The following is a 13871-nucleotide window of genomic DNA, read 5'->3' as shown; positions in this document are numbered from 1 at the left end:
GGCATAAATCACTATCGTCGGTGGTTGTAGCACCCCGGGCACCTATATATGCGCTTGCAACCGCCAAAATATTCCGAAGAGGAACATCTATTTCGTATATTTGAGCAGCCGACCGGCCAAATCAATGTTTCTATGAAGGTAATTCTGGATATAAAAGACGACAAGGCTGCATTCGTTTTGGAAGTGCTAAAGAACTTTTCATTCGTTAAAGCCAAGCCACTCACCCCTTATAAGGCAGAAGTACTGGAGGGGCTTAAGGAGGCAGTAGAGGAAGTGAATCTGGTCAAAGCCGGTAAGAAGAAGGCGCAACCCCTCAGTGAGTTCCTCAGTGAGTTATAAAATTGAGACCATAGCGCCTTTTCGTAAAGAGGCGAAAAAGCTCATTAGAAAATATCCATCTCTTAAAGGAGAATTAGCCGAACTCGGTCGTCAGCTTTCGGAAAACCCTCAAATTGGCACTTCCATTGGGAATGATTGCTACAAAATACGGCTAGCTATTAAATCAAAAGGTAAGGGTAAATCCGGCGGAGCAAGACTAATAACTCATGTAGTTCACGTATCTAGTCACGTAGTGTACCTACTTTCCATCTATGATAAATCAGATCAAGAAACGATCACTGATAAGGATTTGCAAACACTACTCAATCTGATTCAGTAAAACTTAGAGCAACTGTTGCAAATTCGAATAAGCACTAACTAGCAACATAAATATTCCATTTCCCCTGAAGTTGCGTAACTTTGACGCATTAAACACTGAATCTATCATGAAAAGTAACTTACAATTAAGCTTTACACTGCTGCTGGCCATAGTCCTTGGCTTCTCTGCCTGCAGCACCAAAACCAACTCAACCGAAGAATCTGCAGACTCGACTGCTATGGTGGAGACAATGCCGACTGAGTTTGGCGGACTTGCTCTTTACACCGTGCGTGACTCCATGGCTACCGATCCTAAGGCCACCCTTCAGGTAGTAGCGGACGCTGGCTACGCCTACGTGGAAGCAGCCAACTATGAAGAGGGCAAGTTCTATGGCATGACTCCCGCTGATTTCAAAGCTTACCTTGCCACCCTTGGTCTCACCGCCAAAAGTGCTCACATGGGCATGGTGACCATGGAAAACGCTGATCAGCTGATCGCTGACTGCAAAGCTGCCGGTATCCAGTACTTTGTAATCCCGGTTCCGCCGATGGGCATGTTTACTTTCAACAGAGAAACAATGACCATGGGCATGAAAGGCACACCTGCCGACATTGCTAAAATTCTGGATACACTGGGCGAAAAATGTAAGGCAGCCGGGCTTCAGTTGTTGTATCACAACCACAATTTTGAATTTATGCCAGGGGAGGACGGTACTGTACTGATCGATTACCTGCTGGAAAATTGCAGCGCTGATGTTGTGAACTTCCAAATGGATCTTTTCTGGGTAGCCAAAGCAGGCGCTGACCCGCTGGCTTACTTCGAAAAATACCCAGGCCGTTTCAAAGCATGGCACGTGAAAGATATGAATGCTGAAGGCAATTTTGCTCCTGTAGGCACCGGCAGCATCGACTTTAAGAAAATATTGGCAGCCAAGGCTCAGTCAGGTATGGAGTTCTACCTGGTAGAGCAGGATGCCACTTTTGGATTACCACCTTTTGAGGCTATCAACATCAGTCACAAAGGTTTGGCTGAAATCGGATTCAAATAAGTTATGACCAACTCGAGTCCTCTTCGAGAGACTCTGAGTGAAAGTGAAAAGCCAGCCGAAAAGGTTGGCTTTTCTATTTTTCTTCCCTCAACGAAATGCCATCAAATCATTAAGAACGGAAAAATGAAACCGTCTTAGCAAGAGCTCCACACAATGAATGTTTACCAACAAATTGAAGCCGAAATACTTGCCGCTTCTTCTATCGTTATCACCTCCCACAAATCTGCCGATGGAGATTCGGTAGGTTGCTCGCTGGGGCTATTGTATTTTATAGAAAAGCTGGGCAAAAAGGCTGTCATTTGTCACCCAGATGCATCACCCGATTTTTTATATTGGTTGGATACCTCCTGCATTGTACTCATGAGCGACAAGCCAGAGAAAGTAACAGAAGCCTTTCAAAAAGCTGACCTACTCTTTTGCCTGGACTACAATAGCACCGATCGGGTAGGCCCCGACATGCAAAACCTGCTGGAGTCCGCTACTTGCCAAAAGATCATGATTGATCACCACTTGCATCCGCAAGATTTTCCCAGCATTGTTGTTTCGGAGACCTCCGCTTCCTCTACCTCACAGCTGATCGTTGAGCTCATAGAGCAATCGGGCCATGGTGAATTGCTCGACGAAAAAATAGGCACTCCACTTTACCTCGGCATCCTGACAGATACCGGTAGCTTTCGGTTTTCGTCCGTGCAGCCCCGCACTCACGAAATACTGGCGAAACTTTTAGCAGCAGGCGTGCAACATCACCTGGTACACGAGATGCTCAACGATAACAATACGGCAAGCCGGTTGCGCCTGCAAGGCTATGCTATGGCCGAAAAGCTGGAAATCATGGAAGACTATCAGGTCTCTGTCATTTCTCTGACAAAAGAAGAGCTTGCGAAATACAATTATAAAAAGGGAGATACTGACAGCCTTGCCAACCTTGCCTTATCTATCAAAGGCATGAAAGCCGCTATTGTGTTTACTGAGCGTGACGGCATCATGAAAATATCGTTCCGTTCCAAAGGGAAAGAAAACCCAGTGAACGTGTTGGCCTCAGACCATTTCAATGGAGGTGGGCACGCCAACGCCGCCGGCGGGATGAGTGAATTGTCGGTCAACGAAACCCTCGCCAAAATCAAAGATTTAATTCCAACGTACTTCTCAATTCAATAGCCAAAACATACTTCCTTCAAGATCCTCTGCAATGCTATTAAGTTAAGAGGTTCCTTGTACCAATTCTATTTTTACCCCTGACCCTGAAGGGCGAGTGAATTGTCATTAGCTGAGCCCTTTAGGCCTTAAGGGTAAAATGCTCTTAACCTAATAGCATTGGAGTCTTCTGCGAGAGACTCTGAGTGCATCCATCTCAACGCACCGAACCTACATCGCCAGGGTTATTGCAGCGATTTCACACTCAAGTTTTTGTCCAACCAATACTGGTCGTCGTGAAAACCGAACTGACTGGGTTGATAAACTCCCACTGTATCTACATTGGCTTTTTCAGGAACTGGGAGACCAAGGCTCCAAAAAACGCTGTTGACCATCATCCGGCGGGTGCCCTCCGTCAAAAGGTCTGTGGCCGCACCCATCGTAGTGGTAAATACTTTTCCCTGCTGCCCCCCTGAAATCTGGTAGCTTTTTATCCATGCTACAGGCATCATTGGATCGTTTTTGGTGATTGCTTTTTCGTTCCCTTCTTTGTCTTTTTCCACCTCAACGCCAGCTACCTCATTGTCTGTAAAGCGCATGCCGTATAGAACATCATCCTCTGTATACTCACCTGCCCTATTGATCACCTGCCCCATCACGATAGGTTGTGAATCACCCGGCAAAGGCAACCGTACGCCATATACATCCGTTGGCCCCCATATCTCTCCTTCCCCGATGCCATTAAGAATGGGATGCCCCTCAGCACCTGCTGCTACCACCCCACGGGTACTTTGATTTTTATGGTTGCCATGGTGCGAAATCCATTTTTCTCCAAGCACAAGGCGGCCAAATCCACCCTGCCATTCATCTTCGGCGTTGTAGTTATTTCCATAGCGCTTCCAGTTCGAGGTCGAGTCTCCTGCCGCAAAATTGAATGCATGAGTAGCCGTTCTCATCCCAATCACTGGCTTCCCCCTTTTTAGATAATTATCGATGTACTGCATTTGCTGATCCGGCAAAGCACGAAACCGGGTGAAAATAACCATCAGATCAGCAGTTTCAAGGGCCTCCAACCCGGGTATATTGCGCACATAATTGGGATTGACTATGCCCGGTATATTCGGATCCTGTGCAAAAAGCACGGTGCAATTGAACCCGTGGCGTGAAGAAAGAATTTTCGCCAATTGAGGCAAAGCTTCCTCCGAACGGTACTCCTCGTCGCCGGAAACCAGGACTATATTTGGCATGTCTGCCCGGCCTTCAAAGGTCAACCACTCTTTCGTTTGTTCTGCCTGACCAGGCTCTGTGGTGGTTTTACATTTAGCGCACAAGAAAAGAATAACAAGCGCAAAAGCATAACGAGCAAATTTCATCTTCAGATAGTTTAGGGAATGCGACAAAGAAAATTGGAACGTTTAAAGTAGCACTTTTCCCCGAACACTCCACTGCCGTTCACAGGAGTTTTGAGATAAAAACCGACAGGATCAAATCGCAAGCGGGAGACTACTGCCCGGCAGGATACAATCAAATCCCTTTTGTAACCACCTTTATTTTTGCAGCAGCGGCTCTGGCTCTTTCCACCGCATTCTCTCCTTTCGCCAATACCACCGCCATGCGACGGTAAGGTCTGGTAGTGGGCTTACCGAAAATCCGCACGTCAACATCGGGCTCAGCCATCGCTGCTTCCACCCCGGTGTAGGTGGGTGATACACCATCTTTTGCGGCTAGCACCACGGCACTGGCGCCTTCGGTTACTGTAATATTAGGAATCGGCAAGCCAAGAATGGCCCTGGCATGTAAATCGAACTCGCTGAGGTTTTGGCTGACCAGCGTCACCATGCCGGTGTCGTGAGGCCGTGGGCTCAGCTCGCTGAAAATCACTTCGTCTTTGGTGACAAAAAATTCCACACCAAAGATGCCTACGCCACCCAAATCGTCAGTGACTGCTTTTGCCATTGTTTCAGCGTCTTGTCGGAATTTATCTATCATGGGCTGGGGTTGCCAGCTGTACTGGTAGTCGCCCCGCTCCTGCACATGGCCAATGGGGTCGCAGAAGAGCGTCGGGCCATTCTTCTGTTTTACGGTAAGCAGCGTGATCTCATAGTCAAACTTGATAAACTCCTCCACAATCACCCTCTGGCGGTCGCCCCGCATGCCAGCACAGGCATATTCCCAGCTGTTTTGGATATCATCAGCTGTTTGGGCTACACTCTGCCCCTTTCCGCTGCTGCTCATTACCGGCTTGATCACCACGGGAAAGCCGATGGCTTTGGCCTCCCCCATGAGCTGCTCCGCAGATTCAGCATAAGCGAATCGAGCCGTACGAACGCCGAGGTCTACTGCCAGGTCACGGATGCGGTCACGGTTCATCGTCATGTTCACAGCCCTGGCACTGGGCACTACGTTTCTGCCTTCCTTTTCCATTTCCACCAGCACCTCGGTACGGATGGCCTCGATTTCCGGCACGATAAGGTCTGGCTGGTGTCGCTCGACAGCTTCTCTCAGCTTCGCTGCATCAAGCATGCTAAAAACCTCGCTTTCATCGGCCACCTGCATGGCTGGCGCACCCGTATAGCTATCGCAGGCTACCACATGGCAGCCCAGTCTTTTGGCACTGATCACAAATTCTTTTCCGAGTTCTCCAGAGCCGAGAAGGAGTATTTTTTTCATGAGGGGTGTTCTATTTATCGTCTTCCTCTTTTGACTTTCTTATTCTCTTGAGCTCAGCGATATCGCTTCGATCTATCTCACGATTCACTGCTTCTTTATTTTTCATGAGGTCAGAGAACCCAATTATCGATAATTTGTATCCATCAAAGTCTATGATCTTGGCCCTTTTATAACACTTATCAAATGAATCCAAACCTTTCATTGGCGGAAGAAACTCGGTTTTAAAAGTTGAGTACTGAATCCTTAAATAGGTCTTGTAACGGTCAAAAACTTCGTTCTCAAGTCTGGAAGTATCTTTCCCCATTTCCTTAAGGGCAACAAGTAATCTATAGTAGTTTTTAACAATTGGATTGTACCAAAAATCGAGATCAGGTCTTGTTTCCACATGCCATATTCCGGCACACCAGAAGGCCTTTGATACCCATAGAAGCCAACGGCAATTCCGCCAATCAGCATGTATTCAACACCATGTTTGTTTAGAGCAGAGCAAGTGTGCTGGAGTGACTCTCTGATTTCATTAGAAATCATTTGGCTTCTTTTAGTTCAATCCATAGGATGTCTGAGGAGTCATCTTTCAAGTCTTCATTGGCGGCCTTTAAAGCAGCATAAAAATCCATCAGATCAAGTACTCTTGCCAAAGCAGTTTCGTCAGATAAGCGCTCCGATTCTGGCCCAATTTTCTTTTCGCTTATATGCTTATAGGATGTCACCTCATTCATACTCAAATATAACGAGAATTCTACAATACAATGTTTAAGACATTTACCAGACTTAAAGTTTGATACTCAAGCCCAACAGAAAATAAAGTAATAACCTCGTTTCACGAACTTTTCACCCCCACTTCTTCCTTATCAATCATCAGTTTTTACTTTGTATAAAACATACATCCCAATGAACCAACAAGAACTTTTTATCAAAATGGCCCTGGACGCCTGGAACGTCTACGTGGATCGCACCAACAAACTTTTCGACAGTCTGAGCGATGAACAAATCGCTTCAGAAGTAGCGCCCAACAGAAATACAGGCACCTACCTGCTCGGCCACCTGGCGGCAGTTCATGACAACATGCTTCCTTTACTTGGTGCTGGGGATAAGCTGTTCCCTGAACTCTACGAGCCCTACGTAAGAACGCCAGACAAGTCAGGTCAGAACACACCTATTCCAGAATTAAGAGAAGCCTGGAATAAAGTAAACTCAGCGCTTTCCGCAGCATTTGAAAAGTTTTCAGCCGACGATTGGTTTACCAGACATACTGCTGTGACTGAAGAAGACTTTACCAAAGAGCCGCACAGAAACAAGCTAAACCTGGTGATGAACCGGACAGCTCACTTAGCCAACCATTTGGGGCAGCTCGCTTTTCTGAGGGAAAAGAAATAATCAATACTATTGCAGGGTATACGCTGGCACCTGGCGTATTCCTGCTTTCAAGTTGACTTGGTATTTTGTATTATTATTTGACTAAAAAATAATCACCTACCATGTCTTACTCATCAATTGACCGCCGAAAGTTTCTACAATCCATTGGAGCCTTATCTGCCACCGCATTGGCAAGCAGTTGGATTTTACCTGCCTGTACCTCGGGCTCCACTGTCAATAAGCGGGAAGCTGTTTTCAATTTAATTGCCACGGGGAAAAACAACGGGTATATCCCATGCGGTTTTTTCGTGCATTTTGGGGAGGGTTTCAAATCTGGCGATGCTGCAGTGAAGAAGCACATGGAATACTTCCATGCTATTGACATGGATTTTGTGAAAATTCAATATGAGTCTGAATTCCCTCATTTGACCAGTATACAGAAGCCTGAAGACTGGGCCAATATGCCGTTTTATGGCAAAGACTTTTACGAGGATCAATTGTACGTAGTGAAGGAACTGGTAAAGGAAGGTAAAAAACATGCCCCGGTGATCGCTACCCTTTACTCTCCTTTCATGAGCGCCGGGCATTCTGTTACTGGTGAACTACTCACCGAGCACCTCAAGCAAGACCCGGAAAGTGTGAAGAAGGGAATGGATATCATTACTGAAAGCACGCTTCTCTTTGCCCGTGAGTGCATTAAATTAGGAGTTGATGGATTTCTTGCTTCTACGCAAGGCGGAGAAGGGTTTCGTTTTCAAGACCCTACTATTTTCAATGACTATATCAAGCCCTATGACTTGATAGTAATGAATGAAATCAATGCCGCTTGCTCTTGCAATGTCCTGCATATTTGCGACTATGTAGGGGACTATAATGACCTTAGCCCCTTTCTGGACTATCCAGGTCAGCTGGTGAACTGTAGCTTGAAAGTGAATAATGAAATATTAACTCCAGGGGACATTCACCGACAGTTTAACCGTCCCATTTTTGGTGGATTGGAAAAAAGAGGGGCTATTTCAACGGCAAGTGCAGAGAATCTTACTTCTGAAGTAAATGCAGTGATGCAAAATATCCCGGAAGGATTCGTTCTGGGTGCAGAATGCGCACTTTTGGGAGAAATAGACTGGAAGCAGGTCAGGCTGGCTGTTGACATTGCTCACCAGTACAAGGTATAGCTTTAGCACTTTTCACTATGAAGGCAGATCACCAAATAATTTACTGATCTCCAGCTGAAAATTCTTGCAACTTCTCTCTTGTTATTTTGCTAATTATTTTAGTTATCATTAGCTTTGATAGCTAAAATAATTAGCTTTCAAATCCCGAATGGGACACCATGCAACAGAGTAGGGCTGACATTCTTTCCTCTTTACAATCGGATATTCTCCGGCTGCAAGGGTTCAAGTCGCAAGGCAACACCACCGCCCGGCTGAATCTTGGCCTGATGGATGCTGCTTTTCCTAATGGCGTATTCCCATTGGGTGCCATCCACGAATTTCTTCCTGCAGGTGAAGAAGACATTGCAGCCACCAGCGGCTTTGTCGCTTCTCTCCTAAGCAATGTTACAGGTGTTAATGGAATAGCTTTATGGATCAGCACCTCCCGAACACTCTTCCCTCCTGCACTAAAAAGTTTCGGCATCTCTCCTGAACGATTCATTTTCATTGACCTGAAAAAAGAAAAAGATGTATGGTGGGCAGTGGAAGAAGGTTTGAAATGCACTTCTGTTACTGCCGTTGTGGGTGAAATGCCCACCCTGGACTTCACCTCCTCCCGCAGGTTGCAGCTAGCGGTAGAGGAAAGCTGTGTCACTGGTTTTGTGATCCGGCCTTTCAGTCAAAAATTAACAACAACAGCTTGTGTATCCCGATGGAAAATAGCCTCTCTGCCCGGCGAGGTTGTTGACGACCTTCCCGGTGTGGGATACCCACAATGGAGAGTGGAGTTGCAACGTGTGCGAAATGGCAAGCCGGGTGCCTGGGATGTGAAATGGCTGGAAGGCCAACTGAAAACCGTAGCTGAGAAAGCACTACATCATTTTGAACCGGAAGAACGCAAAGCAGGGTGAACCATGGGCAAAAGATTTGTTTCTATATGGTTCCGTTACCTTACCACGGACTGGTTCTCTCTCCGTCGGCCAGAGCTGAGAAAGATCCCGTTCGTTTTGCGAACCCCTTCCCACGGCAGAATGGTGATTTCAGCTTCGAATGCTATCGCCAGGGCCAAAGGCATCAGTGATGGCATGGTGCTCGCCGATGCCAGAGCGGCAGTACCTTCTGTAGTAGCACTGGATGATCAGCCGGAGCTTATACTCAAACTACTCAGGCGCCTGGGCGAATGGAGCATTCGCTATGCCCCCAATGTGGCTATCGATCCACCGGATGGACTTTTACTTGATGCCTCAGGATGCTCCCATCTTTGGGGAGGAGATGCAAATTATGTAACTGACATTGAGCAGAAGCTCGAAACCCATGGCTACCGGGTGAGGGCGGCCATGGCTGGCACCATCGGAGCAGCATGGGCTATCGCCAGGTACAGTCGTGGGTCGGGCATCATAGAAAGCGGAAAACACCATGAAGCACTTATGGGCTTACCCCCGGAGGCTCTCCGGCTGGAGCCCGAAGCCCTTGAACGACTACACAAACTGGGTTTACATCAACTGCATCAATTCATAAGCATGCCACGTGCCACTCTCCGAAGGCGGTTTGGGGCACAAATGCTGCTGCGTATCGACCAGGCAACTGGTGCCTTAGAGGAAAGGATGGAGCCTATAAAACCTGTGGAGCCCTACCAGGAACGACTTCCTTGTCTGGAGCCTATCGTTACTGCTAAAGGCATAGAGATCGCACTGGAGCGACTACTGGAAACCCTCTGCCACCGACTAAGACAGGAACAGAAAGGGCTAAGAACGGCAGTATTCAAAGGCTACCGGGTGGATGGAAAGGTTGTTCAACTAGATATCGGCACCAGCAGGCCAACCCATCATGTCAATCATCTTTTTAAGCTCTTTGAGGTCAAGATATCGACGTTTGAGCCTGCATTGGGTATTGAGTTATTCATTCTGGAAGCTCCTAAAGTAGAAGAGCTTATGCCTGAGCAAGAACAGTTGTGGGAAGAAGCTGGCGGACTGGACGATATGCGGCTGTCGGAGCTGGTGGATAAGCTGGCCGGTAAATTCGGGGCAAAGTCTGTCCAGCGCTACCTCCCCGACGAGCATTATTGGCCCGAAAGGTCATTTAGGCCTGCCCTTTCGCTGCAAGAAAAAGCAACCACCCTATGGAGAGTGGATAAGCTTCGGCCTCTCCAGCTATTGAGCAGACCGGAAAGAATTGAGGTAAGTGCGCCAATCCCTGATTATCCTCCTATGCTTTTCCGCTACAAAGGCAAGGTGCATGAAGTGGCCAGAGCGGATGGCCCTGAGCGAATCGAGCAGGAATGGTGGCTGCAGCAGGGCCAGCACCGGGACTATTACAGGATAGAAGACAAAGAAGGGCACAGATTCTGGATCTTCCGGTCAGGGCACTACGACGACGAAAGCTTCCAGTGGTATGTGCATGGGTTCTTTGCTTGAAAACATATTTTCAAGCTTCCTTTACCCCAACCCTGAAGGGAGGGAAGCTCAATGAAATTTAGTCATTCTTTAAACCCTTAACAAAAGGCTCTTTGACGCAAAATTGAAGCAGCTGCGAAATTCTTCGGCTCCCTTCAGGGGGCGTGCGGCTCAGGGTCGGGGTAAAACGAAGAATTTCAGAGCTGATTCCAGGATAAGGAACTGATAAAAACAATGCCCTACACCGAACTACAAGTCACTTCTAACTTCAGCTTTCTCAGGGGAGCCTCTCATCCAGAGGAGTTAGTGAAGCAGGCTGTCCAATATGGCTACTCTGCCATCACCATTACGGACCGAAATACCCTGGCAGGCATCGTTCGGGCCCACACCGCCACCAGAGGTCTTGCTATTCGCATCATCCCTGCCTGCCGCCTCGACCTGCAGGATGGCCCCAGCTTGCTGGCTTTCCCTACAGACATTCATGCCTATGCAGGTTTATCCGCTTTACTTACCAAAGGCAACCTGAGAACCGAAAAAGGGCAATGTGAGCTTTATAAAAAGGACTTATATGAACATGCAGCAGGCCTGGAGCTGGTAGCCATCCCTCCTCTGCAATTGAATGAAGCATTTGATTTTGACCCGGTTTTCAAATCACAACTAGAGGAATACAGGGAAGCTTTAGGTGCCCGCCTTCACCTTGCGGCCAGCAGGCCCTACGATGGCAACGACCTCAAGTTGCTTCACCGACTCAATCAACTCTCAAAGAAGCTTAATATCCCAATGGTTGCCACTAACGATGTGCATTATCATCACCCTGCAAGAAGGGAGCTTCAGGACGTGGTGACCTGTGCACGGGAAAAATGCACAATACAAGAAGCTGGCTTTCGGCTTTATCCTAATGCGGAGCGCTATCTCAAGCCAGCCGATGAAATGCTCAGATTATTCAGGGCCTATCCAGAGGCTATCAAACAAACCCAGGTCATTGCAGAAAAATGCACTTTTTCACTTGATGAACTTAAATACAAATATCCGAAAGAGATCACCAGCGAGGGCCGCACACCACAGGAGGAGCTTACCTACCTTACCTGGAAAGGAGCCCATCAAATGTTTCCCGAGGGAATACCCGCAAAGGTCGAAGGCAATATCAACTATGAACTGAAATTCATTGACCAGATGAATTATGCAGAGTATTTCCTCACCGTTTACGATATCGTGCGCTATGCCAGAGAGCAGCAAATCCTTTGTCAGGGTCGTGGTTCTGCTGCCAACTCTACCGTCTGTTACTGTCTGGGCATTACCTCAGTAGATCCGTCTAAATTCAACCTGCTGTTTGAACGCTTCATTTCTGCTGCCCGCAACGAGCCGCCGGATATCGATGTGGACTTTGAACACGAACGACGGGAGGAAGTAATGCAGTATATCTACAACAAATACGGAAGGGACAGAGCCGCTGTGGTGGCTACGGTCACCCAGTTGCATCACAAAGGTGCCATCCGGGATGTTGGCAAAGTAATGGGGCTATCGGTCGATACCATTACCCGTTTGTCCAGCCTCATTTGGGACTTCAAAGACGAAGGTTTCGACAAAAACCGTATCATTAGCCAGGGCATCAACCCCGATGACCCGACTATTAAAAAAGTGCTCGAGCTTACCCAGCAATACATTGGCTTCCCACGGCAGCTAGGGCAACATACAGGTGGATTTGTGATTACTGAAGGCAAGCTGTCCGACTTGTGTCCGGTGCTGAATGCCCGGATGGAAGACCGCACCAATATTGAGTGGAACAAAGACGATATCGAAGCTTTAGGCTTTCTGAAAATTGATATACTCGCTTTGGGCATGCTCACCTGCATCCGCAAGGCATTTGATTTGGCTAAGCAACACTATGGAAAGGATTTCACCCTGGCCAATATCCCTCAGGATGATCCTAAAGTCTATGAAATGATCTGCCATGCCGATACCATCGGCGTGTTTCAGATAGAAAGCCGGGCGCAGATGTCGATGCTGCCAAGGTTAAGGCCTAAAGAGTTCTACGATCTGGTGATAGAAGTAGCCATTGTACGCCCCGGGCCAATTCAGGGAGACATGGTGCACCCTTACCTGCGAAGGCGCAATGGTGAAGAGAAAGTGGAGTACCCATCCGAAGAGCTAAAAGAAATCCTTGGCCGAACATTGGGTGTACCCCTTTTCCAGGAGCAGGCCATGAAAATTGCCATAGTGGCGGCCAACTTTACCCCGGCAGAGGCCGATGAGTTGCGGCGAAGCATGGCTACCTTCAAGGCCAAGGGCAAGGTATCTTATTTCCATGACAAACTGGTCAATGGCATGACTGCAAAAGGATATAGCCGGGAATATGCCGAGAGGGTGTTCAAACAACTGGAAGGCTTTGGTAGCTATGGATTTCCCGAAAGTCATGCGGTCAGCTTTGCCCTGTTGGTTTACGTTTCTTCCTGGCTCAAATGCTATTACCCTGATGTGTTTGCCTGTGCCATTCTCAATAGTTTACCGATGGGCTTCTACCAGCCGGCGCAACTTATCACCGATGCCAGAAACCATGGTGTTAAAGTGCGGCAACTCGATATTAATCATTCGGAATGGGATTATACGCTGGAAGAAAAGGAGGGTGAATTTTGTGCTTTACGTCTTGGATTTCGACAGGTAAAAGGACTGAAAGAGGAAGACATCCAGCTCCTGGTGGCTGGCCGGGAACAAGCGTACACCAGCGTACATGAACTGCGGGAGTTGGGCCTGTCAGAAAGCGCCCTGGAACGACTGGCCGATGCCGACGCCTTCCGATCGATAGGACTTGACCGGCGTCAGGCTTTGTGGGAAGTTTCCACCAAAGACCACCTGCACAAAGCCTTGTTCAGTTCGCAACAACAAAATGAGCACGAGCAAAAGGTTGACCTGCCTGAAATGCAACTGTCCGAACATGTGATCCAGGATTACGCCTCCACTTCTCTGTCTATCAAAGCCCACCCGGTGAGTTTTTTGAGAGAGCAGCTAACACGACTGGGAATCACTCCGCACATAAACCTGACTGGAGCAAAAGACCGTGACCTGGTGAAAGTAGCCGGACTGGTGCTGGTACGACAGCGGCCCGGCACTGCCAGCGGCATTTGTTTTATTACCATCGAAGATGAAACAGGCACTGCCAACCTGGTGGTCTTCAAAAAGCTGTTCGACAAATACAGAAAAGAGATCATCCAATCGAAGCTGCTGATGGTGGAAGGCCAGTTGCAAAAAGAAGGCGAAGTAATTCATGTGATTGCCAAACGGCTTTTCAATCTTTCAGGAATGCTACAGCAACTAACGGCCAGACAAAAGCAAGAACTATCGCTAAAACCCATGTCCCGTTCTGATGAAACGACCGTGCCTTATTCTCAAATCAAGAAATCACCGAAACCAGAAGTAGTGCAGGGGAAAATCTTTCCGGAGGGGAGGAATTTTAGATGATTGATCTTAAGAAACGACTTCTC

Annotated in this window: 13 protein-coding genes; 9 read left to right on the top strand and 4 right to left on the bottom strand. The window is 47.7% G+C overall.

The annotated features are described in order from the left end of the window. Positions 1-132 precede the first annotated feature (132 nt). The 4 genes from RT717_RS06900 (at position 133) to RT717_RS06885 (ending at position 2843) form a co-directional block, all read left to right on the top strand. Positions 133-339 carry a hypothetical protein gene (locus RT717_RS06900; protein ID WP_317491006.1) on the top strand — a complete coding sequence of 69 codons (207 nt, stop codon included), beginning with the start codon at positions 133-135 and terminating at the stop codon, positions 337-339. Further along, positions 317-658, top strand: coding sequence for a type II toxin-antitoxin system RelE/ParE family toxin (locus RT717_RS06895; protein ID WP_317491005.1), 342 nt, complete (start codon positions 317-319; stop codon positions 656-658). Before RT717_RS06900 ends, RT717_RS06895 begins: the two co-directional genes overlap by 23 nt. A 106-nt stretch (positions 659-764) precedes the next feature. Continuing rightward, positions 765-1685: a sugar phosphate isomerase/epimerase family protein gene (locus RT717_RS06890; protein ID WP_317491004.1), complete on the top strand. Its 921-nt coding sequence runs from the start codon at positions 765-767 to the stop codon at positions 1683-1685. A gap of 153 nt (positions 1686-1838) precedes the next feature. Beyond that, positions 1839-2843 (top strand): DHH family phosphoesterase, encoded by a 1005-nt coding sequence (locus tag RT717_RS06885; RefSeq protein ID WP_317491003.1) that lies wholly within the window; start codon positions 1839-1841, stop codon positions 2841-2843. 221 nt (positions 2844-3064) lie between these two features. On the opposite strand, the gene RT717_RS06880 is transcribed toward RT717_RS06885, so the two are convergent. From RT717_RS06880 to RT717_RS06865, 4 genes are all read right to left on the bottom strand, one after another. Beyond that, complete coding sequence (locus tag RT717_RS06880; RefSeq protein WP_317491002.1) at positions 3065-4192, bottom strand: ThuA domain-containing protein; 1128 nt, start codon at positions 4190-4192, stop codon at positions 3065-3067. Between the two features lie 151 nt (positions 4193-4343). Then, positions 4344-5489, bottom strand: coding sequence for a formate-dependent phosphoribosylglycinamide formyltransferase (gene purT / locus RT717_RS06875; RefSeq protein WP_317491001.1), 1146 nt, complete (start codon positions 5487-5489; stop codon positions 4344-4346). Positions 5490-5499: 10 nt separating this feature from the next. After that, positions 5500-5874 carry a hypothetical protein gene (locus RT717_RS06870; protein ID WP_317491000.1) on the bottom strand — a complete coding sequence of 125 codons (375 nt, stop codon included), beginning with the start codon at positions 5872-5874 and terminating at the stop codon, positions 5500-5502. A gap of 139 nt (positions 5875-6013) precedes the next feature. After that, positions 6014-6208, bottom strand: coding sequence for a hypothetical protein (locus RT717_RS06865; protein ID WP_317490999.1), 195 nt, complete (start codon positions 6206-6208; stop codon positions 6014-6016). Positions 6209-6380: 172 nt separating this feature from the next. Here RT717_RS06865 and RT717_RS06860 point away from each other — a divergent pair, with 172 nt between their 5' ends. The 5 genes from RT717_RS06860 to RT717_RS06840 all read left to right on the top strand — a co-directional run bounded on the left by RT717_RS06860 (position 6381) and on the right by RT717_RS06840 (position 13848). Further along, a complete protein-coding gene (locus RT717_RS06860) occupies positions 6381-6866 on the top strand; it encodes a DinB family protein (protein ID WP_317490998.1) in 486 nt (161 codons plus the stop codon). Between the two features lie 101 nt (positions 6867-6967). Further along, positions 6968-8020 (top strand): uroporphyrinogen decarboxylase family protein, encoded by a 1053-nt coding sequence (locus tag RT717_RS06855; protein WP_317490997.1) that lies wholly within the window; start codon positions 6968-6970, stop codon positions 8018-8020. A gap of 158 nt (positions 8021-8178) precedes the next feature. Then, complete coding sequence (locus RT717_RS06850; protein ID WP_317490996.1) at positions 8179-8910, top strand: ImuA family protein; 732 nt, start codon at positions 8179-8181, stop codon at positions 8908-8910. A 3-nt stretch (positions 8911-8913) separates the two neighbouring features. After that, positions 8914-10413 (top strand): Y-family DNA polymerase, encoded by a 1500-nt coding sequence (locus RT717_RS06845; RefSeq protein ID WP_317490995.1) that lies wholly within the window; start codon positions 8914-8916, stop codon positions 10411-10413. A gap of 213 nt (positions 10414-10626) precedes the next feature. Next, entirely contained in the window at positions 10627-13848 is a 3222-nt protein-coding gene (locus RT717_RS06840) for an error-prone DNA polymerase (RefSeq protein ID WP_317490994.1), read from the top strand. The last annotated feature ends 23 nt before the right edge of the window (positions 13849-13871 follow it).

The sequence above is a fragment of the Imperialibacter roseus genome, from assembly GCF_032999765.1.
GTDB lineage: Bacteria > Bacteroidota > Bacteroidia > Cytophagales > Cyclobacteriaceae > Imperialibacter > Imperialibacter roseus.
The sequence above is the reverse complement of the archived record's forward strand: the minus strand, read 5'-3'. Positions and strand labels throughout refer to the sequence as shown.

Bases quoted from the DNA above. Each gene is read 5' to 3' on its own strand.
- RT717_RS06885 (WP_317491003.1), top strand. From the start codon at position 1,839: ATGAATGTTTACCAACAAATTGAAGCCGAAATACTTGCCGCTTCTTCT.
- RT717_RS06865 (WP_317490999.1), bottom strand. From the start codon at position 6,208: ATGAATGAGGTGACATCCTATAAGCATATAAGCGAAAAGAAAATTGGG.
- RT717_RS06840 (WP_317490994.1), top strand. From the start codon at position 10,627: ATGCCCTACACCGAACTACAAGTCACTTCTAACTTCAGCTTTCTCAGG.
- RT717_RS06845 (WP_317490995.1), top strand. From the start codon at position 8,914: ATGGGCAAAAGATTTGTTTCTATATGGTTCCGTTACCTTACCACGGAC.
- RT717_RS06850 (WP_317490996.1), top strand. From the start codon at position 8,179: ATGCAACAGAGTAGGGCTGACATTCTTTCCTCTTTACAATCGGATATT.
- RT717_RS06900 (WP_317491006.1), top strand. From the start codon at position 133: ATGAAGGTAATTCTGGATATAAAAGACGACAAGGCTGCATTCGTTTTG.
- purT (WP_317491001.1), bottom strand. From the start codon at position 5,489: ATGAAAAAAATACTCCTTCTCGGCTCTGGAGAACTCGGAAAAGAATTT.
- RT717_RS06890 (WP_317491004.1), top strand. From the start codon at position 765: ATGAAAAGTAACTTACAATTAAGCTTTACACTGCTGCTGGCCATAGTC.
- RT717_RS06880 (WP_317491002.1), bottom strand. From the start codon at position 4,192: ATGAAATTTGCTCGTTATGCTTTTGCGCTTGTTATTCTTTTCTTGTGC.
- RT717_RS06855 (WP_317490997.1), top strand. From the start codon at position 6,968: ATGTCTTACTCATCAATTGACCGCCGAAAGTTTCTACAATCCATTGGA.
- RT717_RS06860 (WP_317490998.1), top strand. From the start codon at position 6,381: ATGAACCAACAAGAACTTTTTATCAAAATGGCCCTGGACGCCTGGAAC.